Raw genomic sequence first — 24,267 nt, forward strand, 5'->3', positions numbered from 1 at the left:
CCCCGGATACGCCTTTAGTTATAGGCCGCCGAAACGGTGAACGAGCCGCTGTAGGTGCCGGTCGGGGTGGTCGAGGCGATCGGCACGCTGCCGCCGACGTTGAAGGCGAGGGTTCCGGCGGCGCCCATGGCGTTGCTGAGCGTCTGGGCCGAGGCCGAGCCGGTCAGGTTGTTCGAAGTGGTGACAGTCAGGGTGTCCGAGCCGTTGGCCATCGAGAAGCTGGCGGGGATGGTGACCGAGATCGACTGGCCGCCTTCGCCCGAGACGGTGAACTGGGCCGCGGCGGGCGTGGCGCCCGAGGACAGGCCGACGACGCCGCCGGTCACCGAGCGGGCGCCCGCGGCGCTGACCACCGCCGTGCCCGAGCCCGTCGCCGGGCGGACGACCGTGCCAAAGGCCAGGTCGGCGTTCTTGGTGATGGTCAGCGGACGGACGATGGTGACCGAACCCGTACCGGTGGTGGAGGCCGAGGACTGGGCGAAGGCCGGGCTGGCAACGGCGGCGACAAGAGCGGCGGCGGCGGCGAAGAAGAGTTTGTTGGACATGACGTTTTCCCTGAGGGGCGTTTGCAACCTGATGACGTCCTGATGGGCCGCCGCCACCGTCGATGTCTACAACCGGAACCCGTATTAAGGGCCAAAACACACCAAGGTTATACGATTTTGACGCGATCAATACACAAATGAACTGTATGGTTACTTTGCGTTTACCACGCAAACAGACGCACCGGAAAGTATTGGATAATCTTTCGTTTACCTTGCCGTTCTTGTTTGCCTCTCATCCCGGTTGTGGGGAATATAGGGCAGGAGGCCTTGATTCATCGCCATGCAGTGGATTGTCCTGATCGTCGACGACCATCCTCTGGTCGGAGAAGCGTTCGAACTGTCGGTGGGCGCGGCCTACCCGCATCTTGAAATCGGCCGGGTCACAACGGCGGCCGAGGCCGAGGCCTACGCCCGCGCCAATGGCGCCCGCATCAAGCTGGTGCTGCTGGATCTGATGCTGCCGGACGCCACGGGGTTCAGCGCCCTGATCCGGCTGCAGCAGCTGTTGCCCAATGTTCCGATCGCGATCGTCTCATCGCGCGCGGACGCCCACACGGTGGCCCTGGCTCGCACCTTCGGCGTCTCGGCCTATCTGTCCAAATCCGCGCCGGTGTCCTCGCTGGTCAATGCGGTGGGCACGATCATGCGCGGTGAACAGGTGCCCTTCCCGGAGACCTCGGCGCCCACCCCGGCGGCCGTGGACTTCCAGCAGCGCATCTCGACCCTGTCGGCGGCCCAGCTGCGCGTCCTCGTCGCCCTGGCTGACGGCCGGCTGAACAAGCAGATCGCCGGCGACATGAATCTGACCGAGGGCACGGTGAAACAGCACCTGTCGGCCATCTTCAAGAAGCTGGGAGTGGGCAACCGCAGTCAGGCTATCCTGGCCGCCCGGCCCTATCTGAAGGGGCTGGACGCGGGCGAGGCCGAGTGAGCGAGCTGAGCCTCTAGGCCACCTCTGCCGCACCTGCTAACACCGCCGTCTCAAGCGGGAAGGGCGACCCCTTATGCCAACGGGAAAAATGCGTATCGGCCTGTATCCGGGCACCTTTGACCCGGTGACCAACGGTCATATGGACATCATCGGCCGCGCCACCAAGCTGGTGGATCGGCTGGTTATCGGCGTGGCCCAGAACGACGACAAGGGCCCGCTGTTCTCGACGGCCGAGCGCGTCGAGATGGTCGCCGCAGAGGTGGCGCGTTTCGACGGCGACATCGTGGTCAAACCCTTCTCCAGCCTGCTCATGCATTTCGCCGAGGAGCTGGAGGCCGGGGTCATCGTGCGCGGCCTGCGCGCCGTCGCCGACTTCGAATATGAGTTCCAGATGACGGCGATGAATCAGCGCCTCAATCAGGACATCGAGACCGTGTTCCTGATGGCCGATCCGCGCCATCAGGCGATCGCCTCCCGACTGGTCAAGGAGATCGCCCGTCTGGACGGGAATATCGACAGCTTCGTCAGCCCCGCCGTCGCCGCGCGCGTGCGGGCCAGGGTAAAGAAACACGTATGAACTCGCGTCCGCTCACCGTCCTCGCCGCCGCCGTCGCCGGCGTCATGGCTCTCTCTGCCGGCCCGTCGCAGGCCCAGCTGATGCCCCGGACCCCACCCCAGGGCGCAGCCCCGGCTCCTACGCCTCTGCCGCCCGCCGACGCGGCGGACTGGCGCACGGTCTCGCCTGACAACCTTCTGGTCATCGACACCACCAAGGGCCGCATCCTGGTCGAGCTGGAGCCCCGCGTCGCGCCGCAGAGCGTTGAGCGTATCCGCACCCTGACCAATCGCGGTTTCTATGACGGGCTGAAGTTCCACCGCGTCATCCGGGGCTTCATGGCCCAGACCGGCGATCCCCTGGGCACCGGCGCCGGCAGCAGCGATCTGCCGAACGTGCCGGGCGAATTCTCCTTCCGTCGGGGCCGTAACCCGGACTTCGCCATCGTGCCCAATTCCTCGACCGGCGGCGTTCGCGCCATCCTGGGCTCCCTGCCGATCCAGACCCAGCCCGACGCCCAGATGTTCGTCACCGCCGACATGAAGGTGGACGCCGGCGGTCTGTTCTGTCCGGGCGTCGCGGGCATGGCCCGCTCGGGCGATCCGGACAGCGCCAACAGCCAGTTTTATCTGATGATGGGCTCAAATCCCAATCTGAACGGCGCCTACACGACCTTCGGCCGGGTGGTCAGCGGGCTGGACGTGGTCAAGGCGCTGAACGCCGGGACCGATGCGGGCGACGGGGCCGTCGCCAATCCCGACCTGATGACCAGGGTCCAGCTAGCCTCGGCCATTCCTGAGGCCCAGCGCCCGACCGTCAAGGTGCTGCTGCCGACCAGCCCGGCTTTCGTCCAGCGCTATGAGGCGACGCGGAACCGGCTGGGGCTGAATTTCGGCATTTGCGACGTGGAGACGCCGTCGATCGTGACCGGCGGCTGACGATAAGCGGGGGAGGGGACGGCATGATCAGAACCGTGACGGCGGGGGCCATGCTGGCCCTCATCATGGCCTCGGGGGCAATGGCCCAGACGCCGGCTCATCCCCCGGCTCATGCCGCGGAGGCGGCCGAGGCCCCGCCGCCTCCGCCTCCCGCGCCGACCGCTGCGCCGCCGTCGGAATGGCGCACCGTGCCGCCCGAGAACCTGATGGTCATCGAGACCACCAAGGGCCGGATCCTGGTCGAGCTGGCCCCCGAGGTCGCGCCCCTTCATGTTGAGCGGATGCGGCTTCTGGCCCGTAACGGCTTCTTCGACAATCTGACCTGGCACCGGGTCATCGACCTGTTCATGGCCCAGACCGGCGATCCGCTGGGCACGGGCGACGGCCAGAGCGCCTATCCCGACCTGAAGGCCGAGTTCACCTTCCGGCGCGGTCCCGACATGCCGTTCAGCCCGGTCGCGGCCCCGGCCGGCGCCGTGCTGGGTTTCATCCACTCCCTGCCGATCCAGACCCAGCCCGACAGCTATATGGCGACGACGGCCGATCACATGGTCCATGGCTGGGGCGTCTATTGCCCGGGCGTGGCGGGGATGGCGCGCGACGACAATCCCGACAGCGCCAACAGCCAGTTCTTCCTGATGCGCCAGCCCTATCCGTCGCTGGACAAGCGCTACACCGTCTGGGGCGCCGTGGTGTCGGGCCTCGATGTGGTGCGCAGCCTCAAGACCGGGGCCGAAGGCAGCGGCATCGTCACCGATCCTGATCGCATGACCACCGTCCGCATCGCCGCCGACCTGCCCGAGGCCGATCGGCCCAGCGTTCAGGTGCTGGACACGACCTCGCCGCGCTTCCGCGCCCTGGTCGATCTGACGCGCGCGTCGAAGGGCGCCGACTTCTCGGTCTGCGACATCGTCCTGCCGGTGCAGGTCGCGGGCGGTTCGGTGGTTGCGGCGGCGCCGGCCGGGGCGCCGACCGAAGGCGCGGCGGGTCCGCGCTAGAGCCTATTCGGCCGCCGCGGCGGCTCCATTGCCGCGTCCCCGCCGACGCCGACGACGCGGCTTGCGGTCCTCGCGCATTCGCTGCAGCAGCAGGCCCTCGCGCAGACCCCGGTCGGCGACGCGGACCCGTTCGCACGGCCAGGCCCGCTGCACGGCCTCCAGAATGGCGGCGCCCGCCAGCACCAGATCGGCGCGGTCCGGCCCGATGCAGGCCTCGGCCGCGCGACCGTCCGGCCCCAGGGCCTTGAGCCGATCCGCCGCCGCTTCGCATTGTTTGCGGCTCATCCACAGGCCGTCGATGCGGTCGCGCTGATAGCGGCGCAGGTTCAGGTGGATGCCGGCCAGGCTGGTGATCGCCCCGGACGTCCCGACCATATGGCCCCGGCCGCGCCCGAACAGGTCGCGCATGTCGGCGTCGACGATGCCGCCGGCGGCGATGGCCGCGCCCATGTCGGCGACCATGGCCTCATACCAGGCCGCGCCGGCCGGGCCGGTCACGTCCTCGGGCTCCGGATGCCGTTCGGCCAGGGTGACCACGCCCAAGGGCGCCGACATCCAGGCCACGGTCTTCATCTCCCGACCCTGTTTCCTCAGCCAGGACAGTTCGGTCGAACCGCCGCCGACGTCGATGACCAGCACGGCCTCGGCGCGGGGATCGAACAGGTTCAGGCAGCCCTCGACCGACAGTCGGGCTTCCTCGGCCGGGTCGATGATGCGCAGTTTCAGCCCGGTGCCGCTGCGGACGCGTTCGATGAAGGCGGCGCCGTTCTCGGCCTGGCGGCAGGCCTGGGTGGCGACGGCGGTCAGCCGCGCGGAATCCAGACCCTTGCGCACCACCCGCTCGGCGCAGGAGGCGAGGGCGTCATAGGCGCGGTCCATGGCGGCCTCGTCCAGCCGGCCGGTGTGGCTGAGACCTTCGCCGAGGCGCACGATGCGGCTGAAGCTGTCGACCACGCGAAAGCCTTCCCGCGCCGGGCGGGCGATCAGAAGGCGGCAGTTGTTGGTCCCCAGATCGAGCGCGCCGTACAGCGGCGCATCGCGACCGGACGCTCCATGGCCCTGTGCGCCGCCGCGGGACTTGCCCGGGGTCGAAGCGCGGTCGGACCTCTGGCGCTGGGACCCGTCGCGCCTCGCAGGCGCGCCGTCGGGTTCCGGCATGGGCCGAACTTTCATATGGGCGCAACCGATGACGGCGCCCGTCACGGGCAACCTAGCCTCAGGATTCGTCGCGCGCCAAGCGAATATGACGCCCTCATGAACGCGGTGGACGGATCCCGCTCAGGCGTCGCGACGTAACTTGTGATCATGACCCAGGAGCACACAGCCAAATTCGGCCTCGGCCAGATCGTCCGCCACCGGGAGCAGGCCTTCCGCGGCCTGATCGTCGACGTCGACCCGATCTATGCGGGGCCGGCGAACCAGCCCGGTCCTGACCACCGCGACCAGCCCTTCTATCGCGTTCTGGCGATGGGCGAGGGTCTGGGCGGCGACGATTCGGGCTTCCTCGTCTACGCCGCCGAGGGCGTGCTGGAGATCGACCCGGACATCGAACCCCTGAGCCCCGACGACGAGGCCCACTGGTTCACCGTCGACGCGGCGGGTCACCACGCTCCGGCCAGGCAGCCGATCCACTAGCGGCGCGTTTCGGCTCAGCCTAGATAGGGCGTAAGAAGAGCGCGTCCCCGAGACACGCCACCAGTGGAGCGCGTCCATGTCCGATTTCGAGCACGTCTTTGACGCCCCGCCCCCGGGCGCGGCCGCTGACTGGACCATCAGCCAGAACTGGCGCGCCTATACGGAGGTCGAGCACGACACCTGGGACACCCTGTATGAGCGGCAGATGAAGATCCTGCCGGGCCGGGCCTCGGACGCCTTCATGAACGGTCTGAAGGCCCTGGACCTGAACACCGGCGGCATTCCCGACTTCGCGGTACTGAACCCCAAGCTCAAGGCCCTGACCGGCTGGACGGTGGAGTGCGTGCCCGGCCTGGTGCCCGACGACGTCTTCTTCGACCACCTGGCCAACCGCCGCTTCGTCTCGGGGCAGTTTATCCGCAAGCCGGACCAGCTGGACTACCTGCAGGAACCGGACATCTTCCACGACGTCTTCGGCCATGTGCCGATGCTGACCGACCCCGACTTCGCCGACTATATGCAGGCCTACGGCAAGGGCGGTCAGCGCGCCGCCTCGCTTGGCATGCTGCCCCAGTTGGCCCAGCTCTACTGGTACACGGTCGAATTCGGCCTGATGGAATCACCTGCGGGCCTGCGCATCTACGGCGCCGGCATCGTCTCCTCGGCGACCGAGAGCGTCTTCGCGCTCGAGGACCCGTCGCCCAACCGGATCGGCTTCGAGCTGGAGCGGGTCATGCGCACCCTCTACCGGATCGACGACTTCCAGCAGGTCTATTTCGTCATCCCCTCGATCGAGGCGCTGAAAGAGGTGACGCTGAAGGACTTCGGCCCCGTCTATGACGCCCTGAAGGGCCAGCCGGACATCGCCGTCGACGCCGTCCTGCCGGGCGACCGCGTTCTGACGCGTGGGACCCAGACCTATGCGGCGCGGGGCGGACGCTTCGCGGCCTAGTCCATCGTTTCGAAGAAGACCTCAAAGCGGGCGTTGGACAGGGCGCCGTCCGACGCGTGATCGCGATAGAATTTCAGCGCCATCGGGATGACGTCCTTGGCCGGAGTGACGGCGGCCTGCGCATCCGTGAGGCGGAACATCCATTCGGGATGAGGACTCGTCCCCTCGGCGTTGGTCGCGTCCACGCTGAACAGGTCCAGACCCGCAGCTTGTCCCGCTTCAAGAACCTCCAGCATCTGGTCGAAGGGCAATCGCCGCGTGCCTTTCGGCGTCAGGGACTCCGCGAGCAGGTCCTTCAGTTCGGCCGCGCGATCAATCATCGTGCGTGATCAGGGTCTTGTGCTTCGTGTCGCGCATGAAGACGAAGACCAGCAGGGAAACCCCGATCATGACGGTGACGTACCAGAAATAGCGGCTCTCGTTTCCGTCCAGCTTGAACCACAGGGCGACGTATTCCGCCGTGCCGCCGAACAGGGCGTTGGCGATGGCGTAGGGCAGGGCGACGCCGAGCGCCCGGATATGGGCCGGGAACAGCTCGGCCTTCACCACCGCATTGATGGCCGTATAGCCGGACACGATCACCAGCGCGGCCAGCGCCAGGGCGAAGGCGGCGAAGGCGTTGGTGGTCACCGCCAGCGTCGACATGATCGGCACGGTGCAGAGCACGCCCAGCACCCCGAAGGCGATCATCACCGGCCGGCGCCCGATCCGGTCCGACAGGGCCCCGACGGCGGGCTGGAGCAGCATATAGATCAGCAGGGCGCTCGCGCTGATCTCGGTCGCCATGTTCTTGGAGAAGCCCGAGGTGTTGACCAGAAACTTCTGCAGGTAGGTCGTGTAGGTATAGAAGGCCAGCGTCCCCCCGGCCGTCAGGCCCAGCACCATCAGCGCCTCCTTCGGATGTTTCGCGAACAGCTGCAGGGCGCTGGATTTGGGCTCGGTCCGCACGTCCTCGGCCTTGAAGGCGGCGGTCTCATCCAGCCGACGCCGCAGCCAGAAGACCACCACCGCCAGCAGCGCGCCGACGAAGAAGGGGATACGCCAGCCCCAGCTTTCCAGCGCCTCGGTGCTCAGCGTCCTTTGCAGGACGATCAGCAGCAGGAGGGCCAGGAGCTGGCCCGAGATCAGGGTCACATACTGGAAGCTGGACCAGAAGCCGCGATGCTTCGGCGTCGCCATCTCCGACAGATAGGTCGCCGACGACCCGTATTCCCCGCCGACGCTGATCCCCTGCAGCAGCCGGGCGAACAGCAGCAGGATCGGCGCGGCGATGCCGATCTGGGCATAGCCGGGCGCGCAGCCGATGATCAGCGACCCCGCGCACATCAGGCTGACCGACAGGGTCAGACCGGCCTTCCTCCCCTTGTGGTCGGCATAGACCCCCATGATCCAGGCGCCGATCGGCCGCATCAGGAAGCCCACGGCGAAGACGGCGGCGGCGCTCAACAGCTGGGCCGTCGGGTCCTCGTCGGGGAAGAAGACCGGCGCGAAATACAGGGTGAAGGCCGCATAGGCGTACCAGTCGAACCACTCCACCAGATTGCCCGCCGAGCCGCCGATGATGTTCCGCAGGCGTCGCGCAGGGGTCATGGGTTCAGCGGTCATGAGGTCAGTCCCTCTGGAACGGATAGAAGTCGGAGCCGAGGCCCAGGATGCCGGTCAGTTCGTCCAGCGCGCCCCGGCTCTCGTCCAGCAGGGCCGGGTCGGCGAGGTCGGCGGGGCCCAGGCGATCGCGGTACCAGTTGACGGCCCAGACGCTCAGCGCCCCGTGCAGCCCGTCATTGAGGCGCATATCCGGGTTGGCCGCGGCCAGTTCCTCATCGGTCAGGACCACGCGCAGCCTCAGGCAGGCCGGGCCACCGCCGTTGCGCATCGACTGGCGCACATCGACATATTCGACGCGCCCGATGGGGCCGTTTGACGCCGCCAGCCCCTGCGCCACGGCATGGGCGCGTGCGTTGTCGCGCGTCTCGGTCGGGCAGATCAGGGTCAGGCGGTTCTCGCCCGGAACCTGGATCAGCATGGAGTTGAACAGGTAGCTGGTGATGGCGTCGGCCAGCGGCAGTTCGGCCTCGGAAATCTCGACGAAGATCGGGTCGAACAGGCGCTCGGCGGCGGTGCGGATCAGGACCTTGGTGGCCGCTGTGTCCTCGAACGCCAGTTCGTGGAAGAGCAGGGTCTGCAGCGACCCGACGCAGACCACATCATTGTGGAAGGTCCCGCCGGCGATGGCGGCCCGGCCCTGACGCGGGAAGACGGGACGGCCGGCGCCATGGCCCAGAAGTTGATGGCGCCGCGCGACGGCTTCGGACGCTTGCAGGGTCTGGCGGGCAGGGAAGGCGCCGTCCCAGGGCTCATGCGCCTCGCGGCCCCAGACCAGCAGATTGACCCCCGGTGCTCCATGCTCGCTGCACAGGCGGACGTGGTTGGCGGCGCCCTCGTCGGCGAACTGGGCGTGCGCGGGCAGGGCGTCGTGGACTGCGAACCGGGCCGGATCGGGGAACAGGGCGTCGAGCGCCCGCTTCGTCTGTCGATGCTCCAGCGACCGGTGCAGATTGGTGTGCAGATTGGCCGGGGTGAAGTGGACGCGGCCGTCGGCCGAGTCCGCGCTCGGCGTCACCGTCGCGGCGTTGGCGGCCCACATCGGCGAGGCCGAGGCCGCGGCGGCCACGTAAGCCGGCGCATCCTTCCACGCCCGCTCCAGCACCTGGGCGTCCGTCCCGCCGAAGCCGAGGCTGCGCAGAAAGCCGACGTCCGGCCGCTCGTGCGGCGGCAGGACGAACTGCGGCAGACCCAGGTCCGCCAGCCGCTTCATCTTGTCGAGACCCTGCAACACCGCCGCCCGCGGATTCGACGCCTCGCCCTTCGACAGGCTGGCCGCGAGATTGCCCGGAGAGAGCCCGGCATAGGAGTGGGTCGGCCCGATCAGACCATCGGCATTGGCTTCGACGGCAGGGGTCAACCCCGCAGCCCCTTGATCTCGCCCTCGATGTTCTTGACCGCTCCGGCCTCGAAGCTGGCGACCGGATAGGCGCAGTAGTCGGCGGCGTACCAGGCGGAGGGGCGGTGGTTGCCGCTGTCGCCGAGGCCGCCGAAGGGCATGTCGCCGGCGGCGCCGGTGGTCGGGCGGTTGAAGTTGACCACGCCTGCGCGGATGCGGCGGATGAAGCGGTCCCAGTTCGTGGGATCATCCGAGACCAGACCGGCCGAGAGGCCATAGCGGGTGTCGTTGGCGGCGGCGACTGCGGCCTCGAAGCTCGGGACCCGGATCACCTGCAGGAAGGGCGCGAACATCTCCTCGTCGAGAACCTTCAGCCCGGTGACGTCGATGATCGCGGGCTTCACGAACGCGCCCGGCAGATTGTCGACCGGGCCGCTCGCCCGGATCGCCTTGGCGCCCAGATCGATACGCTGCTGCAGGGCCTGAAGCGCGGCGTTGGCGGCCTTTTCCGAAATCAGCGGCCCGGCATAGGGTTCGGGCGTCGAATCCCACGGCGCAAAGACCAGACGGTCCGACAGGGCCGCCACGGCCTCGACGATGGCGTCGCCCTGCGGCCCCTCGGGCACGACCAGACGCCGGGCGCAGGAGCAGCGCTGGCCGGTGGTGACGAAGGCCGACTGGACCACGATCCCGGCGATGGCCTCGGCGTCGGCCGCGTCCCAGACCACCAGCGGATTGTTGCCGCCCAGCTCCAGCGCCAGGATCACATGCGGATCGTCGGCGAACTTCTTCCTGAAGTAAGCCCCCGCAGCGCCCGAGCCGGTGAACATCAGCGCGTCGATCTTCTGATCCAGCAGGGCCGCGCCCGTATCGCGTCCGCCCTGGATCAGGTTGAACACCCCGGTCGGCAAGTCCGCCTCGGCCAGGCATTCGGCCATCAGCTGGCCGGTCAGGGGCGTCTCCTCCGACGGCTTGAAGACGACCGTGTCGCCGGCCAGCAGGGCCGGGACGATATGGCCGTTGGGCAGGTGGCCAGGGAAGTTGAATGGGCCCAGCACCGCCGCGACACCGTGCGGACGGTGGCGCAGGGTCGCGTGGCCAAAGGCGGTCTCGGTCGTCCGCTCGCCGGTGCGCTCGTCATAGGCGCGGATCGAGATATCCACCTTGCCGGCCATGGAGGCGAGCTCGGTGTTGGTCTCCCACAGGGCCTTGCCGGTCTCGCAGCTGATGGCTTCGGCCATCTCCGGCGCGCGGCGCTTGAGCGCGGTCTGGTAGCGCTTCACCGCGTCGATCCGGTCCTGACGCGGGCGGTCGGCCCAGTCGGGGAAGGCGGCGCGCGCGGCCGCGACGGCGGCGGCGGCGTCAGTGGCGGAGGCGGCCTCGCCCTCCCAGACGGTTTCGCCGGTGGCGGGGTCGGTCGACTGGAACACGGTCATGATTGCACTCAGGCCTTGATACGTACGGTGTCGCCCGCCCGGACCTTCAGGGCGTCGGCGGTTTCAGTCGAGACGGTGGCGACGTCGCCGTCGAGGGCGACACGCTGACGCACGGCCCGGAAGGCGCCGACGCTATCGGTCGAGATCAGGGACGGCAGCTCGGCCTCGACCTCGGCGGCGATGGCCACGGTCATGGACCGGGCGTCGCGGACGGTGCGGATATTGTCGCGGCCGCAGGCGACGGTGGGGCCCGCGTCGAAGATGTCGATCAGGCCGTTGGGGCGGAAGCCCTCGCTTTCCAGCAGGGCCATGGCCGGCACCCCTTGCGGATGCACCTTGCCGATCACCGCCCGCGCGGGCTCGGGCAGTAGATCGACATAGATGGGGTGGCGCGGGGCCAGGTCGAGGATGAACTGCTTGTCCGTCGAGCCCGTCATCATGTCCGCCTGATCAAACGGCATGGGGAAGAACTTGTGCGCCACATGATCCCAGAAGGGGCAGGCGCCGTCGGGCGTGAACACGCCGCGCAGCTCGGCCAGAACCGTGTCGGCGAACAGCTCCGGCTCGGCCCCGATCAGCATGTATCGCGACTGGCTGAGCAGCCGCCCGGCGCCGCCCTTGCGTCGGTCGGCTTTCAGGAAGAGCGACCCGACCTCGGTCCAGCCGGTGCATTCATTGACCAGCACCAGGGTCTGGTGCTCCAGCCGGATGTTCAGCGACGGCGAGGAGGAGGCGTTGTTGACCACCCGATAGGAGAAGAAGGGCCGCTTCAGCCCCACCGCCGCCTTGACGCTGCCGATGCCGTCGATGTCGCCGGTGTCGCTCTCCTCGAGCATCAATGTGTACCAGCGCTGCTCGGGCGACAGGGCGCCCGCGAAGCTGTCGCGGCTCAGGTCCAGACGCTCGGTCAGCTGGTCCGGGTCCTCGGGCAGGCTGGTGAAGCCCGGGCCGGACAGGATGGCCAGCTCCAGAAGGTGGTCGAGGTCGGCGGGCAGGGCAGGTCTGACGACGAGCATTGTTTACATCGTCTCCAGACGCAGGGACTTCAGGCGGTGGGCGTCGATCTCGCCACTCGCCAGCTTACAGAGGATCAGGGCCGAGAGCTGCGCGCGTTCGACGAAGCTGTCGGGCCAGGCGAACTCGCGGTCGGAATGGATGTCCCCGCCGCACACGCCCAGGGTGTCGATATTGGGCAGGCCCGCGGCGTGCAGGTTGTTGCCCTCGCAGACACCGCCCGAGGGCGTCCAGGCGATGGTCTGACCCAGCAGGGCCCCGGTCTCCCGCACCGCCTCGAACAGGGCCGTCTGTGAGGCGTCCATCGGCTTGGGCGCGCGTGTCATGCCGCCGTGCAGGTCCAGCGTCAGCCCCTCGAACGGCGGCGTCGCGGCGATCTCGTGAATCGCATCCGTGACCCAGGCGGCGCTTTGCGCGTCCGGGACACGGACGTTGAACCGCACCACGGCGTTGTCGGCGACGACGTTCAGCGCGCCGCCGCCCGAGATCTTGGCGACATTGACCGTCACCCCCTCGCGGCGGCCGTTCAGGGCGTGCAGGGCGGCGGCGATGATGGCGGCGCCCGCTACGGCGTTGGCGCCTTCGTGGAAGGCCCGGCCCGCATGGGCGGCCTTGCCCGTGACGATCAGGTGGAAATTCCCGCTGCCCTTGCGCTCCCCGGCCAGGGTCCCGTCGGCCAGCGCCGGCTCATAGGTCATGCCGACATGCCCGGCCGCGCCCAGTTTCGCGAGCAGGGGGGCGGAGGCGGGCGAACCGATCTCCTCGTCCGGCGACAGCAGAACGGTCCAGCCGACATTGGCCTGGTCGGGATGGCTTTCGAACGCCTCCAGCGCCGCCAGCATCACCGAGATGCCGCCCTTCATATCGGCGACGCCCGGACCGTTCAGGGCGCCGTCAGCGCGCGTGGTCACGGACTGGAACCCGCTCTCGGCGGGGAAGACGGTGTCGTAATGGCCGGTCAGGACGACCTGCACCGGCGCCTCGGGCCGGGCGGTGATCTGAAGGGCGTCGGCGTGGGCCTCGGCCCGGACCGAGCCGTCGTCGTCGACGGTGGTCGAACCCTGCGTCGGGATGCGCACGACCTCCGCAGGCAGGCGGCGCGCCTCGGCCTCCAGCACGTCCAGCATGGCGTTCAGCCCGGCGGCGTTACGGCTGCCCGAGTTGATCGCGGCCCAGTCCACGGCCCGGCCGATGATCGCGGCCTCCCGCGCCGCCACATGGTCGAGCACGGTCTGATCGGGGGTGAGAATCCGCATCCGGGGGACCCTAGGCTTCCACGGAGAAAAGGTGAAGGTCGGCGGTTTCGTTACGCCGTTCGGCAAGCTAGGGTTGCCGTCTGTCAGCTTGAGGGAGCACCCATGACCTATCTGTTGCCCACGACCCCGATGACCACCGAAGCCGAGGCCGCCAAGGCTTCGAAGGCCAGCGCCATCTCCATCTTCATCGGCGTCGTGGTGGGAATCATCAGCGCGGTCTGGATGCTGATGCACCCCGAAATCGCCCAACAGGCCGTCGCCCAGGCCAGTGCGGCCAACCCCGATTCCGCCGCTGCGGCCGCCGGTGGCGCCCAGTTTGGCCTGTATCTGGGATACGCCTTGATCGTGGTTCAGGCGATCTTCGGCTTCATCCAGTGGCGCAGCCCGGCGAAATGGATCGCCATCCTGTTCATCATCCTGATCGTGCTGGGCTTCGTGATGACCGCCCTGGCGCCGCTGCTGTCCGGCATGGTGCCGAACGCTCCCGTGACGCCGATGTGGCAGGTGATCCTGTCGCTGGTCATCCTGGTGGTCCAGTTCGTGCTGCACATCACCGGCCTGAAGGCGATCGGCAAGCTGGAGAAGATCCAGCTGGACGAGGCCAACTCGGCCTACTGATTTGCCCGTTACCCTGTTCCACAATCCCCGCTGCAGCACCTCGCGCAATGCGCTGGCGCTGCTGCGGGAGCGGGGCGTCGAGCCCCTGATCGTCGAATACCTGAAGACCGGCTGGGACGCGGCGACGCTGAACCGGCTGGCTGCGGAGACCGGCGGCGGTCTGCGGGGCCTGCTGCGGACCAAGGAGGAGGGCGCCAAGGCCCTCCTCGCCGCGAACGCCTCCGACGCCGCCATCCTCAAGGCCATGATCGCCGAGCCGATCCTGGTCGAACGCCCCATCGTCGAGACCAACAAGGGCGCCCGCATCGGCCGCCCGATCGAGCGGGTGTTGGAAGTCCTCTAGAGGTATTTCGCCAGGTCGGTCAGCCGGCCCAGCTTCTCGCGGGCCTCGCGCGACAGCGGACCGACCACATCCTCCAGATGATGCTCGATATGGTCGGTGACCAGGATGGTCTTGGCCTTGTCCAGCGCGCTGACCACGGCCTGCAGTTGCTGGGCTGTCTCCAGCCCGTCCCGTTCCTCCTCGATCATGCGGATGATGGTGGCGAGGTGGCCCTGCGCCCGCTTCAGGCGGTTCATCAGGTCGGCGTTGTGCGCGTGGCTCATGACGTCGCTCCTCAGTTGGGCAGATGGGTCCAGCCGCTCCAGGCCAGATAGAGGCCGAGCAGCAGGATGACGCCGCCCGAGACATAGGGCGCCTTGCGAACGATGTCGCCGAAGCCACTGAAGCGTTTGGAGACCTGCTTCACGCTCAGGGCCGCGGTGACCCCCGCCGTCACCATGGTCAGGGCCAGACCGATGCTGAAGCAGAGCACCAGAACGGCGCCCAGGGTGAAGGCCTTGAGCTGCAGGCACAGCAGCAGGACGGTGATGGCCCCGGGGCACGGGATCAGCCCGCCGGTCAGGCCGAAGATGACGATCTGGCCGGTGGTCACGCTCCGCCCCGCGAAGCGGCGGCGAATGTCGTTGGCGTGGGCCAGCTCGTGGGCGTCCTGATAGCCGGCGGTCAGGCTGAGGTCGTCCAGCTCCGGATGGGCATGGTCATGCTCGGCATAGACCAGGTCATAGGCGTGCGAATGGTCGCCGTGCGCCAGGGTCAGCCGGGCGACGAAGTCGTGCGGCTCGGGGATCGCCTCGACCGATTCCAGATATTCGTCGGCGAGGGTGAAGCTGTAGGTCTCGCCGGTCCCGTCGGGCCGCTGCGTCTCGATCCGCACATTGCCGGCCGCGTCCAGCCGCCCGGACTGGGCATAGATGCGGAAGCGCGGGGGAACCCCGTCCTCGAAGATCGTCAGGCCCAGAACGCCGTGGCCGGTGTCGATCAGCCGGTCCTCGTCCTCGTGGTGGTGATGGCCGTGCCCATGGTCATGGCTGTGATCGTGCCCATGGTGATGGTCGTGGCCATGATCGTGGTGATGGCCCATGGCGGCCAGCCTCTGATCGCGCCGCGCCTGCCAGATCATCCAGAGGCCCATGCCGATGATGATCACGGCCGAGCCCAGCTGCAGGTAGGGCTCGATGGCTTCCGGCGCGAGGCCGCGCCACAGATAAAGACCGCCCAGGGCGATAATCCAGACGATGACGGTGTGGGACAGGGTCGCGCACAGGCCCAGCAGCACCGCCTGTTTCACCGTTCCGCGCACGGCGATGATGAAGGCCGCCATCATGGTCTTGGAATGCCCCGGCTCCAGCCCGTGCAGGGCGCCCAGCAGGATGGCGCTGGGGATGAAGAGCCAGGCGTGGGCGGCGCCCTGTTGCAGCAGTTCGGAAAGCGGGGTCATTCGCCGTTCCTATCCCCCTGGAGGGGATGTGTCGAGCGCTTCACCAGACATCCTCAACCGGCCTCGGTCATCTCCCGAGCGAGGGCCGCCACGAGCTCCGCCGCCGACATCGACCGGGCGAGGGGCGCGCCCTGACCGGCCCATTGCGCGCCGAAGCCGCCGTCGCCCCTGGCCCTGGCGGCGGCGTTCAGCGCCTTCCCTGCGTTATAGGCGATGGGATAGGCGGGGACGGACGGGCGGGTCCCGTCATCCCACTCCGTGAAGCGGTTGGCGAGGCAGCGGGCCGGACGTCCCGAGATGGCCCGCGTCATCGTCGTTCGCCCGGCGGCCTCGCTCTCCAGCGCCGCGCGATAGAAACCGTCCGCCGCGCTTTCCGGACAGGCGATGAAGGCGGTGCCCAGTTGGGCCGCGACGGCGCCGAGATCGAGCGCCGCCCGGATCCCGCGCCCGTCCATGATCCCGCCCGCCGCGATGACGGGGAGGGTGGTGCGCTCGACCAGCAACCGCGTCAGGGCCATCGTTCCCAGCCGGTCGTCCGCCGCGTCCGGATCGAAGACGCCGCGATGGCCCCCGGCCTCCCAGCCCTGTGCGACCACGGCGTCGATCCCGGCTGCCTCGACGGCCCGCGCCTCCTCGAGGCTGGTCGCGGTCGCCAGCAGGACGCAGCCCGCCGTCTTCAGCGCCGCGATCACGCCCGCATCGGGCAGGCCGAAGTGGAAACTGACCACGGGCGGCGCGGCCTCGACCAGCAGGGCCTGCATGGCCGCATCGTCAGCGAAGCTTCGATAGATGGTCCTGAGCGCCGACGGCGGCTCGGCCCCGAACGCCGCGAACAGGGGCGACAGGGCGTCCAGCCAGGCCGCCTCCCGCGCCGGGTCCGCAACCGGCGTCTGATGGACGAAGACATTCACATTGAACGGGCGCCCGGTCAGGGCCCGGACCGCCCCGATCATCGCGGCTGCGCCGGTGGCGTCCGTGGCGCCCACCGCGATCCCGCCGAGTCCTCCGGCGTTCGACACCGCCGCCGCCATCTCCGGTGTCGAGACCCCGGCCATCGGCGCCTGGAAGATCGGCAGCGCAACGTCCAGGCGGTCGAGCAGGCTCATCGCCCTAGTTCCGGTTCGGCCGGCTGTCCGTCCGGGCGCCCGGGTTGCGGCTCTGACGGCGCCAGCGGATCGAGAGGGTGGCGTCGCCCGTGCCCCCGACCTTGGAGCTGATGGCCAGGCTGCGGCGGACTTGCCATTCGACATTGACCGCCGCCCCGCCTTCGCCGCCGCCGATGATCTCCAGATAGACGTTGTCGGTGATGTAGCGGCCGCCCGCGACGGTCAGGGCCGAGGCTTCGCCGCCGAACGACAGCCGGTCCAGCCCGGCCAGTTCGCGCAGGTTGCCGATCACGTCGAAGCCGCCGCCGCCCGCCAGGGACGCGACCCCCGAGGCCAGCTGCGCCGCCTCGAAGGCCGACAGCTGGGACGCCGACCGGCCGAACAGCACCTGCGAGAGAATCTCGTCCTGCGGCAGGGAAGGGGTGGAGGTCAGTTCGATCTTGGGCGCGGCGGCGGTGCCAGTAACCTTGACGGTCGCCGACAGGGTCGGGTCGTCGCGCGTCGCCGACAGGTTCAGCCGGATCAGGGCCGGATCGGTCGACAGGGCCACCGTGCCCCGGTCGTCGAACACGAACCGTTTGCCCGCGAACTCATAGTCTCCACGCACCACGCTGGCGTTCCCGGTCAGGACCGGCTGGGCGATGGTGCCCGTGACCTGGGCGTTGACGCGCATCTCGACGTTCAGGCCGCGGCCGACGACGCGGATGTCGCCGCCGGGCGAGGTCAGCCGGATGTTCAGGCCGAACTGCGGACCGCGCTGTTTGGCCGTGTCGGCCTCGGGCGGGTCGCCGCCGGGGCGGTTGATCTCGACCACATCCATGCCGACCACGCCGTTCACGCCCGGCGGATTGGCCTCGATCTTCGCGTCATCGACGGCGATCTGGCCGGTCAGGGTGATGTTGCCGTCGGCGCCGCGCACCACGGTGATGGGCCCCGAGGCGTGGGCCTCGGCGATGTCGTTGTCGATGATCTTGAACCTGGCCAGGGCCAGTTCGAAGCTCGAACCCGAACCTTCGCGCAGGCCGATGCGGCCGTCGCCCGTGACCGTGCCCTTGTCGCCGTCGTTGGCGCTGAAGGTCTCGATCAGGGCGGTGGTGTCGTCGAAACGACTGGCCATGGTCAGGCCGTTGAGGCGCAGGCCCGTGGCGTTGTCGCGGAAGGCGCCTTCCCGGACGTCCAGCCGCCCGTTGATGCGCGGCTCGGCGATGGTGCCGGCGATGGTGGCGTTGCCGTTGACCTGACCGGCCAGCGAGCGTTCGCCGCCCAGGAACAGGTCCCAGATCGGCTGGATCTGGCCCTGGATCGCCACCGTGCCGGACATCGGACGCGTCCGCACCACGGCCAGCCTGAGCGGCGCGGCCGAGGCCTCGACCGGCAGGGTCAGATCGACATTGGCCCGCACCTCGGTGTCGTCATTGGCGGCGGCGACGACGTGCAGGACGTCATTGTTCAGGGTCGCGTTCAGGGTTCCGTCGACGGCCAGACCGCGCGGGGCGTCGACGCTGCGGATCTGCTTCAGGGTGACATTTGCGGTGCCGTCCAGATCGTCTCCCGCGCCGCGCAGGGAAACCTTGCCGGTGATCTGGCCGCGCAGGTCGGAGACGAGGGAGCCCAGTTCCACCGCGCTGAGGTCGGCTTCGATCACCGCCGCGTTGCTGTCCTGACGCAGCTCGCCCAGCAGGACCCCGCCGCCGACGTTCAGGTCGACGCGCGCCACCTTGCCGTCGCCGGCGAGGGCGATGACCGCCGGATTGCGGGTGGTGAAGCTGATCTCCCGCACCCGGCCGCCGCCCCTCAGGGTGACGCTCTGGTCGGTGTTGTTGGGGCGGGCATAGACACCCGAGCCGTTGAACTGGACCGGCACATCGCCGCCGACGTCCAGCGCCAGGGTGAAGGGCAGGCGTGACAGGGTTCCGTGTCCCTCCAGATCCAGACTGCGGATCGTGTAGGTCGAGCCGGTCAGGCGGGCGTTCTTGGCCGTCACGTCCAGGATGGCGGTGTCGTCGCCGCTCCCTTCCGTCAGGCGCACGCGGCCCTCGGCGCTGCCCGAGGCGATGAAGGCGCCGGGCCGGGCGCTGAAGGTCAGGTCGGCGCTGGACGGGATGCTGTCCGACAGGGAGATGGCCCCTTGCGCCTTCACCCCGCCCGCATCGACGTCGACGTCGGTCAGGCGCACGGCCTTGCCGCCCAGGAAGAAGCTGCCCGAGGCGGCGGCCGGGCCGTAGTTCGACGCGCTGGTGATGGTCACCCGGCCGTCGGAGGCGTCCGCGCCCTTTCTGAAGCTCAGGATCAGCTGGGTCTGGGTCAGCTTCAGCGGACCGGCGTCGACCTTGTCGAAGCCCGCCGTCAGATCCACGCGCGGCTGGGCCAGGGTGCCGGTCAGGGCGCCATTGCCGACCATGGCCCCGTCGATGGCGATCGGCCCGACGCCGAACGGCCCGCGAGCGTTCCAGTTGAGCGCCAGTCTCAGGGACCCGTCGAAGCCCATCAGCCCCCGGGCCGCTGCCTCGCCCATGGTCCCGGTGACCAGCAGCTTGTCGACCGTCAGCTCGTGCTCCATCCGCCCGTCGAACTGGACGCGCGGGGTCGGGCCCAGCAGGCGGTCCAGTTCGGACAGGCCGGTCAGCACCTTCTGGCCGCGCCCGTCGAAGCCCAGCCGCCACGGCTGGCCCGAGCGGTTGGAGGCGGTGATGGTCCCGGCCAGCTGGCCGCTGGCGCCCTTCTGCACCCGGCCGATGTCGGTGATCCGCGCCTGACCCCGGAAGCTCAGGCCCCCCGTCAGGTTGCGGTTGCCCGTGCCGTTGACCAGCAGGCCCTGGCCGACCAGATTCAGCTTCTCGAACAGGATGGCCCCGTCCTTCATCCGCGCCGCCTCGACCTTCAGGTGCGGGGTCGCGCCGAACAGGGCGCCGATGACGCCTTCGGTCGAGCCGCCGTTGGTGATCAGGTCGCTGTCGATATCCATCCGGCCGTTCTTGACCTGAACGTTCAGGGGGCCGGTCATCCGGGTCGCCTTGTAGCTGGCGATGTCGGCGGCCAGCATGGTGGCGCGGCCGGTCAGGCTCCAGGTCGCTGCTTCGCCGCGGAAGACGCCGCTCCAGGCCGTGCGTCCGCCCAGGGTCACGCCCAGCAGCCGGGTCAGGGAGCCGGTCTCGACCTCCAGCTGGACCCCGTCGGGCGCCGACCGGTCCGACATCCGGATCAGGCCCCGGGCGTTGGAGGTGAAATTCTCGGAGATGAAGCGCCAGCCGACGCCCTGATAGCCCTTGCGGGTCGCGTCCGGCACGGCGGCGAAGCCGAAGCGGGCGGTGCGGCCGATCCGGCGCACGAAGGGCTCCAGCAGGTCCGAACCGCTGAAGTCGGCGAAGCCCGAGATCCGCGCCCCGGCCTTGCCGTAGTGGCCCTTGACCACCAGCGGGATGAACTGGCCGGTCTTCACCGTCGCGTCGACGATCTCGCCGTTGATGATGGCCACGGCCGAGAAGGGCTGGTCGGGCGAATAACCGAGGGAGCCGGCGATCGGCCCGCCCTGCGCCTCATTGGCGCGCAGGTTCAGCCGCAGGTCCTCCGGCTTGCCGCCGAAGGTCGCGGTCATGCGCAGATAGTCGCCCTGGCGGTTCAGGCTGTAGGCGTTGATCTCGGCGTCCTTGGCCCCGAAGCGCGGAATGTCGGCCGCGCCCGTCAGCCGCCACTTGCCGTATTCCTTGGAGAAGCCTTCCAGCAGTTCGATATTGGCCGCGAACCGGTCGATGTCGACGCTGATCGGAGCGGGCTGGGGCGGCTTGCCGTCCGGGGGATCGATCTCGGGGCGGCGGATCAGGGTGATCTTGTCGGCGCTGATCTCGTCGGCGTGGAAGCGGCGGGTCAGCAGCGGCAGGTACGACCAGTCGACGCGGACATTGCGCGCCTCCAGCCAGACGCCCTTCCTGTCGGTGATGGTGACCCGGTCGAGGGTGAAGTCGTTGAACAGGTCGCCCTTCAGCCCCTCGACATTGATCCGCCCGTAGCGGCTGATCTTGGTCCCGGCGACGAAGCTGGTGACTAGGCCGCGCCCCGAGTCCGACAGCAGATACATCCGCCCGCCGATCAGGCCGATCAGCAGGATGACGACCAGCGAGGCCGTGACGATCCCGGCGACGAAGGCCGCCAGCTGCAGCCGGGTGCGCTTCCTGACCGCCTTCTTGGCCGGGGTGTCCGGCTCGGCCTTGAAGGCTTCGACGATGTCCGGCTCTTCGGTCAAAACGCCTGACCGATGCTGATATAGATCTGGAAATTGCTGTCGCCGGGCTGCGGGGACAGGGGGAAGGCGAGGTCGGCGCGCACCGGGCCGAACGGCAGTTTGAAGCGGGCCCCGACCCCGGCGCCGTAGCGCATATTGGTCAGGTTCGGCGTCTCCTGGAAGCCGATGGCGCCGGCGTCGACGAAGGCCACGGCCTGCCAGCTCTCGCCGATGTCGCGCCGCACCTCTATGGAGCCCTCGAACAGGGACAGGCCGCCGCGGGGCGTATTGTCGGGCAGGCGCGGGTTGACGCCCTGGTACTCATAGCCGCGCACCGAGCCGCCCCCGCCCGAGTAGAACAGGCGGTCCGACGGCACCGTCAGCTCCTGCCCGCCGAGGATCGAGCCGATGCGAATGCGGCCGGCCAGGACGGTGTGGGCGTCCTTCTCGATCGGGACATACATCGTCCCCTGCGACTCGGCGCGCAGGAACAGCACCGTGTCCTCGCCCGCCACCGCTGTCGGCTGGACGTTCAGGGTCACGCGATAGCCCTTGGTCGGGTTCAGCGGGTCGTTCGACTGGTCCAGATAGGCGCTGCCCCGGCCGGTCAGGATGACCAGGTCCCGGTCGAAACTCAGCGGTAGCTGGGTGACCGGGTCGTACCGGTTTTCGTAGTAGCGCCCGGCGTCCAGCCCGAGGCCGTAGCTGTAATAGGACGTCCGGCCGATGCGCTGCTGCAGGTCGGCCGAGGTGGTGAAGGCGGTGCGGGTATAGGCGTCGGTGTCCTCGTTGACCGCCGCCACCGACAGCTTCAGCGTCTGGCCGGGATGGCGCCAGTGGGGCAGGGACAGGTCGACGCCCAGACGGCTGTCGATGTTGGCCGCCCGCGCCTGGAATTTGATCGTGTCGGCCCGGTTGTAGTGGTTGAACCAGGTCCAGATGACGTCGACGCCCGAGCCTTCGGCGGTCGAGAAGCTGGCCCCGGCCTCCAGAATGCGGCGCGGCCGGTCGTTCAGGGTGACGATGACCGGCCGGTTGCCGTCGGCATTCGTCTGATCCGCTGGCGCCAGGGCCACGCCGACGCCGTCGTAGACGCCGGTGTCCAGCAGGCGGCGCTCCAGCTCGGCGACCTTGTCCGGATCGAACGTATCGCCCTCGCTCCAGGGGGCCAGGCCCGCGACCCAGTTCGGGTTGGTCGAGCCGTCGGTGTCCAGCTTGACCCCGTCCAGCCGGACCAGCAGGCCCGAGACGATCTTGTAGGTCGGCTGCACCGTGAAGGCCGCGTGATCCACCACCACCCGCCGGGGTTCGGTCTTCGCATCGGCATAGCCGCGACGGGTCAGGCCGGCGATGATCCGGCCTTCGGCGGCGATGACGTCCACGGCGCGGCCCGGATCGCCGACGTTCAGCCCGATCTCGCCCGTGACGGCGGTCTGCGCCTGGGGGGCAGGGGCGGGGGCGATCCAGTCGATCGCCGGCTGGCTGATCAGGAAGCGCGGTCCGGGAATGACGTTGATCGCCGCGACGGGATTGTCCTCGCCCTCGACCACATCCTCGACCGTCGCCTGATAATAGCCTTCGGAGCGCAGCAGGGCCTGGGCCAGTTCGACCGAGGAGCGGGCGCGGCGGCGGGCCTCGAAGCGGTTGGCCGGGGCGTCGTCGACCTCGCCCACGGCGCGGGCCAGCTGGGTGCGCAGGGCCGCGTCGATCTCGCCGCGAATCTGGGCCTTGGGCTCGGCGGCCAGAACCGGGGAGGCGAGGGCGGCGGCAAGGACGCCGACCAAGGCGAGCCGCAGGGCTTCAGTCCGAAACTGGCCCCTCGCGGCCGGCTGGAATGGCCGTGGAATCAAACTGGAGCCTTCGTCTGCCTGAAGCCCGCCCCGGGGATGCGAAAATCATCCCCTGATGGCGACCCTGTGGCGGGGGTCAGTAGAACAGGGTTTCGCTTTCGGGCTTCACCGTCTCTTCGGACGGACGCTGGTCGGGCGGCAGGGTGCCTTCGACCGGCGGCGGGGGCGTGGGCACGGTGTCCGAAGCGGGCGCGGTGTGATCCGGTGCGGCCTCGGCGACCGGCGGGGCCTCGGGCGGAGGCGGGGCGGTTTCGGTCTGGGGCTGACGGACGTCGTCGCACGCGGCCAGGGCCGCTGCGCTGCAAATGGCGATCGCCAGAATCAGTCGTTTCATCGTCGTCCTCCCCCGTCCGGCGAAAACGCGCTCCGGACAGACCCGTTCCATACCGCCCATCCGCCCCCCGGTCACCCCTAAGGCGGCGAATCCGTGCGCCAATTCGGCAGGGCCGGACAGATTCCTGCGTTCTTGGAGTGACGCAAGGCTTGACCCGAATGGCGCGATGCAACAGAAGGCCCCCCACCCCACGGCGCGTCCTTAGCTCAGTTGGTTAGAGCATCTGACTTTTAATCAGAGGGTCCTCGGTTCGAGCCCGAGAGGACGTACCATGGGGGCCTGTTTCCGTAAGCGCGATCGCGCCCGTCGAAACGGCCTCCGCCTCACCCTTTCAGCGCTGTGATCCCGATCACCACCAGGAAGCCCGCCCAGTCGTTGACCACATGCGTCACGGTCGAGGACCAGACGTTTTTGGTCAGCAGATAGGGCAGGGTCAGGACCAGCCTCGCCGCGAAGATCACGCCGAGCGCCTGTGCGACCTGCCAGCCGTAGGTCGGCAGGTGCAGGGCGCCGAAGATCAGGGCCGAGACGATCCAGGCGACGATGATGGCCACCCGCCGGGGCAGGCGCGCGCCGGACTGCAGCGCCGTCAGCAGGGCGAGGAAGGGCAGGAGGGTGATCAGCTCCTCGCCGAACAGCTGCGGCAGGGTGCTGGCGGCGAACAGGGCGAAGTCCGCGTCGCTCATCCTTTGGAAGGTGTCGAAGATCGGATTGGCCGTCGTCGGACCGGCATGCATGACCACGAGGGCCACCGCCGCGCTGACCAGGACGGTCAGAGGCATGAAGGCGAGCCCGATGGCGAGGTCCTTTAGCCGGATCGGGGCGAAGAAGGCCGTCCACCGCCGCCCGGCGGCGATCCGCAGGGCCGTCAGCGGCAGGACCACGAACAGGGCGACCGCGCACCAGCGCCCCGCCTCGGCGGGCCAGACCAGGCCCTGACCGATCAGGGCGGCAAACCCGGTCGCGCAGCCGACCATGACCAGCAGCCATCCTCCCGGCGAGATCGCCACGGGCGCGCCCCGATAGAAGGGAAAGTCTCGCGCGGGCGCGGGCGTCGGGGTCATGCGGCGATCCGTCGTGGTTAAGGCGAGGCTATCCCGGCGGTTACGGGTTGAACAGGCGACCGACGTTCGCCAACCTGAGGCTGCACAGGAACG

23 protein-coding genes and 1 tRNA gene are annotated in these 24,267 nt (G+C 68.9%); 9 read left to right on the plus strand and 15 right to left on the minus strand.

Annotated features, from left to right (window positions below):
* Nucleotides 1-14: 14 nt before the first annotated feature.
* Nucleotides 15-545, minus strand: a complete 531-nt coding sequence (locus AC1ROD_RS15330; protein WP_492949137.1) for a DUF4402 domain-containing protein — start codon at nt 543-545, stop codon at nt 15-17.
* 280 nt (nt 546-825) lie between these two features.
* Here AC1ROD_RS15330 and AC1ROD_RS15335 point away from each other — a divergent pair, with 280 nt between their 5' ends.
* From AC1ROD_RS15335 to AC1ROD_RS15350, 4 genes are all read left to right on the plus strand, one after another.
* Nucleotides 826-1,476 carry a response regulator gene (locus tag AC1ROD_RS15335; protein ID WP_492949138.1) on the plus strand — a complete coding sequence of 217 codons (651 nt, stop codon included), beginning with the start codon at nt 826-828 and terminating at the stop codon, nt 1,474-1,476.
* An 88-nt stretch (nt 1,477-1,564) separates the two neighbouring features.
* A complete protein-coding gene (gene coaD / locus AC1ROD_RS15340) occupies nt 1,565-2,053 on the plus strand; it encodes a pantetheine-phosphate adenylyltransferase (RefSeq protein ID WP_492949139.1) in 489 nt (162 codons plus the stop codon).
* Nucleotides 2,050-2,970, plus strand: a complete 921-nt coding sequence (locus tag AC1ROD_RS15345) for a peptidylprolyl isomerase (RefSeq protein ID WP_492949140.1) — start codon at nt 2,050-2,052, stop codon at nt 2,968-2,970. Before coaD ends, AC1ROD_RS15345 begins: the two co-directional genes overlap by 4 nt.
* Nucleotides 2,971-2,993: 23 nt before the next feature.
* Complete coding sequence (locus AC1ROD_RS15350; RefSeq protein ID WP_492949141.1) at nt 2,994-3,968, plus strand: peptidylprolyl isomerase; 975 nt, start codon at nt 2,994-2,996, stop codon at nt 3,966-3,968.
* 3 nt (nt 3,969-3,971) lie between these two features.
* Here AC1ROD_RS15350 and AC1ROD_RS15355 read toward each other — a convergent pair whose 3' ends face one another.
* Entirely contained in the window at nt 3,972-5,126 is a 1,155-nt protein-coding gene (locus AC1ROD_RS15355) for a Ppx/GppA phosphatase family protein (protein WP_492949142.1), read from the minus strand.
* Nucleotides 5,127-5,273: 147 nt separating this feature from the next.
* Between AC1ROD_RS15355 and hspQ the strand changes: the two genes are divergently transcribed.
* Complete coding sequence (hspQ, locus tag AC1ROD_RS15360) at nt 5,274-5,603, plus strand: heat shock protein HspQ (RefSeq protein WP_492949143.1); 330 nt, start codon at nt 5,274-5,276, stop codon at nt 5,601-5,603.
* A 76-nt stretch (nt 5,604-5,679) separates the two neighbouring features.
* Nucleotides 5,680-6,555: a phenylalanine 4-monooxygenase gene (phhA, locus tag AC1ROD_RS15365; protein WP_492949144.1), complete on the plus strand. Its 876-nt coding sequence runs from the start codon at nt 5,680-5,682 to the stop codon at nt 6,553-6,555.
* Here the strand turns inward: phhA and AC1ROD_RS15370 are convergent.
* Genes AC1ROD_RS15370 through AC1ROD_RS15395 form a run of 6 tightly spaced genes read right to left on the minus strand, consistent with a single transcriptional unit; the run spans nt 6,552 to nt 13,202 of the window.
* Nucleotides 6,552-6,875 carry a hypothetical protein gene (locus tag AC1ROD_RS15370; RefSeq protein WP_492949145.1) on the minus strand — a complete coding sequence of 108 codons (324 nt, stop codon included), beginning with the start codon at nt 6,873-6,875 and terminating at the stop codon, nt 6,552-6,554. The two genes, phhA and AC1ROD_RS15370, sit on opposite strands and share 4 nt — an antisense overlap.
* Nucleotides 6,868-8,160, minus strand: coding sequence for an MFS transporter (locus tag AC1ROD_RS15375; RefSeq protein WP_492949146.1), 1,293 nt, complete (start codon nt 8,158-8,160; stop codon nt 6,868-6,870). The genes AC1ROD_RS15370 and AC1ROD_RS15375 overlap by 8 nt, the downstream gene beginning before the upstream one ends.
* A 4-nt stretch (nt 8,161-8,164) precedes the next feature.
* Nucleotides 8,165-9,517: an N-succinylarginine dihydrolase gene (gene astB / locus AC1ROD_RS15380; RefSeq protein WP_492949147.1), complete on the minus strand. Its 1,353-nt coding sequence runs from the start codon at nt 9,515-9,517 to the stop codon at nt 8,165-8,167.
* Nucleotides 9,514-10,932 (minus strand): succinylglutamate-semialdehyde dehydrogenase, encoded by a 1,419-nt coding sequence (gene astD / locus AC1ROD_RS15385; protein WP_492949148.1) that lies wholly within the window; start codon nt 10,930-10,932, stop codon nt 9,514-9,516. The genes astB and astD overlap by 4 nt, the downstream gene beginning before the upstream one ends.
* Before the next feature lie 8 nt (nt 10,933-10,940).
* Nucleotides 10,941-11,948 (minus strand): arginine N-succinyltransferase, encoded by a 1,008-nt coding sequence (locus AC1ROD_RS15390; protein WP_492949149.1) that lies wholly within the window; start codon nt 11,946-11,948, stop codon nt 10,941-10,943.
* 3 nt (nt 11,949-11,951) lie between these two features.
* The gene (locus AC1ROD_RS15395; protein WP_492949150.1) at nt 11,952-13,202 is read right to left on the minus strand and encodes a hydrolase; all 1,251 of its coding nucleotides are present in this window, start codon (nt 13,200-13,202) and stop codon (nt 11,952-11,954) included.
* Between the two features lie 102 nt (nt 13,203-13,304).
* On the opposite strand from AC1ROD_RS15395, the gene AC1ROD_RS15400 reads away from it, so the two are divergent.
* Entirely contained in the window at nt 13,305-13,820 is a 516-nt protein-coding gene (locus AC1ROD_RS15400) for a hypothetical protein (protein WP_492949151.1), read from the plus strand.
* Nucleotide 13,821: 1 nt separating this feature from the next.
* Complete coding sequence (gene arsC, locus AC1ROD_RS15405; RefSeq protein WP_492949152.1) at nt 13,822-14,163, plus strand: arsenate reductase (glutaredoxin); 342 nt, start codon at nt 13,822-13,824, stop codon at nt 14,161-14,163.
* Here the strand turns inward: arsC and AC1ROD_RS15410 are convergent.
* The 6 genes from AC1ROD_RS15410 to AC1ROD_RS15435 form a co-directional block, all read right to left on the minus strand.
* Nucleotides 14,160-14,426, minus strand: coding sequence for a metal-sensing transcriptional repressor (locus tag AC1ROD_RS15410; protein WP_492949153.1), 267 nt, complete (start codon nt 14,424-14,426; stop codon nt 14,160-14,162). The two genes, arsC and AC1ROD_RS15410, sit on opposite strands and share 4 nt — an antisense overlap.
* 11 nt (nt 14,427-14,437) lie before the next feature.
* The gene (locus AC1ROD_RS15415) at nt 14,438-15,601 is read right to left on the minus strand and encodes a nickel/cobalt efflux transporter (protein WP_492949154.1); all 1,164 of its coding nucleotides are present in this window, start codon (nt 15,599-15,601) and stop codon (nt 14,438-14,440) included.
* 53 nt (nt 15,602-15,654) lie between these two features.
* Nucleotides 15,655-16,707, minus strand: a complete 1,053-nt coding sequence (locus AC1ROD_RS15420; protein WP_492949155.1) for an NAD(P)H-dependent flavin oxidoreductase — start codon at nt 16,705-16,707, stop codon at nt 15,655-15,657.
* Nucleotides 16,708-16,711: 4 nt separating this feature from the next.
* Nucleotides 16,712-20,947 (minus strand): translocation/assembly module TamB domain-containing protein, encoded by a 4,236-nt coding sequence (locus tag AC1ROD_RS15425; RefSeq protein WP_492949156.1) that lies wholly within the window; start codon nt 20,945-20,947, stop codon nt 16,712-16,714.
* Entirely contained in the window at nt 20,944-22,710 is a 1,767-nt protein-coding gene (locus tag AC1ROD_RS15430; RefSeq protein WP_492949157.1) for an autotransporter assembly complex protein TamA, read from the minus strand. The genes AC1ROD_RS15425 and AC1ROD_RS15430 overlap by 4 nt, the downstream gene beginning before the upstream one ends.
* A gap of 142 nt (nt 22,711-22,852) precedes the next feature.
* Nucleotides 22,853-23,110, minus strand: coding sequence for a hypothetical protein (locus tag AC1ROD_RS15435; protein WP_207871308.1), 258 nt, complete (start codon nt 23,108-23,110; stop codon nt 22,853-22,855).
* Between the two features lie 195 nt (nt 23,111-23,305).
* Between AC1ROD_RS15435 and AC1ROD_RS15440 the strand changes: the two genes are divergently transcribed.
* A tRNA-Lys gene (locus AC1ROD_RS15440) sits at nt 23,306-23,382 on the plus strand.
* Nucleotides 23,383-23,433: 51 nt separating this feature from the next.
* On the opposite strand, the gene AC1ROD_RS15445 is transcribed toward AC1ROD_RS15440, so the two are convergent.
* Nucleotides 23,434-24,174, minus strand: a complete 741-nt coding sequence (locus AC1ROD_RS15445) for a CPBP family glutamic-type intramembrane protease (protein WP_492949158.1) — start codon at nt 24,172-24,174, stop codon at nt 23,434-23,436.
* Nucleotides 24,175-24,267: the final 93 nt, after the last annotated feature.

It is taken from the genome of Brevundimonas sp. GW821-FHT12E07, assembly GCF_058807035.1.

Coding starts and splice junctions, on each gene's coding strand:
- AC1ROD_RS15355 (WP_492949142.1), bottom strand. CDS start 5,126: ATGCCGGAACCCGACGGCGCGCCTGCGAGGCGCGACGGGTCCCAGCGC.
- AC1ROD_RS15420 (WP_492949155.1), bottom strand. CDS start 16,707: ATGAGCCTGCTCGACCGCCTGGACGTTGCGCTGCCGATCTTCCAGGCG.
- AC1ROD_RS15350 (WP_492949141.1), top strand. CDS start 2,994: ATGATCAGAACCGTGACGGCGGGGGCCATGCTGGCCCTCATCATGGCC.
- hspQ (WP_492949143.1), top strand. CDS start 5,274: ATGACCCAGGAGCACACAGCCAAATTCGGCCTCGGCCAGATCGTCCGC.
- astD (WP_492949148.1), bottom strand. CDS start 10,932: ATGACCGTGTTCCAGTCGACCGACCCCGCCACCGGCGAAACCGTCTGG.
- AC1ROD_RS15435 (WP_207871308.1), bottom strand. CDS start 23,110: ATGAAACGACTGATTCTGGCGATCGCCATTTGCAGCGCAGCGGCCCTG.
- phhA (WP_492949144.1), top strand. CDS start 5,680: ATGTCCGATTTCGAGCACGTCTTTGACGCCCCGCCCCCGGGCGCGGCC.
- AC1ROD_RS15330 (WP_492949137.1), bottom strand. CDS start 545: ATGTCCAACAAACTCTTCTTCGCCGCCGCCGCCGCTCTTGTCGCCGCC.
- coaD (WP_492949139.1), top strand. CDS start 1,565: ATGCGTATCGGCCTGTATCCGGGCACCTTTGACCCGGTGACCAACGGT.
- AC1ROD_RS15400 (WP_492949151.1), top strand. CDS start 13,305: ATGACCTATCTGTTGCCCACGACCCCGATGACCACCGAAGCCGAGGCC.
- AC1ROD_RS15375 (WP_492949146.1), bottom strand. CDS start 8,160: ATGACCGCTGAACCCATGACCCCTGCGCGACGCCTGCGGAACATCATC.
- AC1ROD_RS15415 (WP_492949154.1), bottom strand. CDS start 15,601: ATGACCCCGCTTTCCGAACTGCTGCAACAGGGCGCCGCCCACGCCTGG.
- AC1ROD_RS15370 (WP_492949145.1), bottom strand. CDS start 6,875: ATGATTGATCGCGCGGCCGAACTGAAGGACCTGCTCGCGGAGTCCCTG.
- AC1ROD_RS15410 (WP_492949153.1), bottom strand. CDS start 14,426: ATGAGCCACGCGCACAACGCCGACCTGATGAACCGCCTGAAGCGGGCG.
- AC1ROD_RS15445 (WP_492949158.1), bottom strand. CDS start 24,174: ATGACCCCGACGCCCGCGCCCGCGCGAGACTTTCCCTTCTATCGGGGC.
- AC1ROD_RS15345 (WP_492949140.1), top strand. CDS start 2,050: ATGAACTCGCGTCCGCTCACCGTCCTCGCCGCCGCCGTCGCCGGCGTC.
- AC1ROD_RS15395 (WP_492949150.1), bottom strand. CDS start 13,202: ATGCGGATTCTCACCCCCGATCAGACCGTGCTCGACCATGTGGCGGCG.
- AC1ROD_RS15390 (WP_492949149.1), bottom strand. CDS start 11,948: ATGCTCGTCGTCAGACCTGCCCTGCCCGCCGACCTCGACCACCTTCTG.
- AC1ROD_RS15335 (WP_492949138.1), top strand. CDS start 826: ATGCAGTGGATTGTCCTGATCGTCGACGACCATCCTCTGGTCGGAGAA.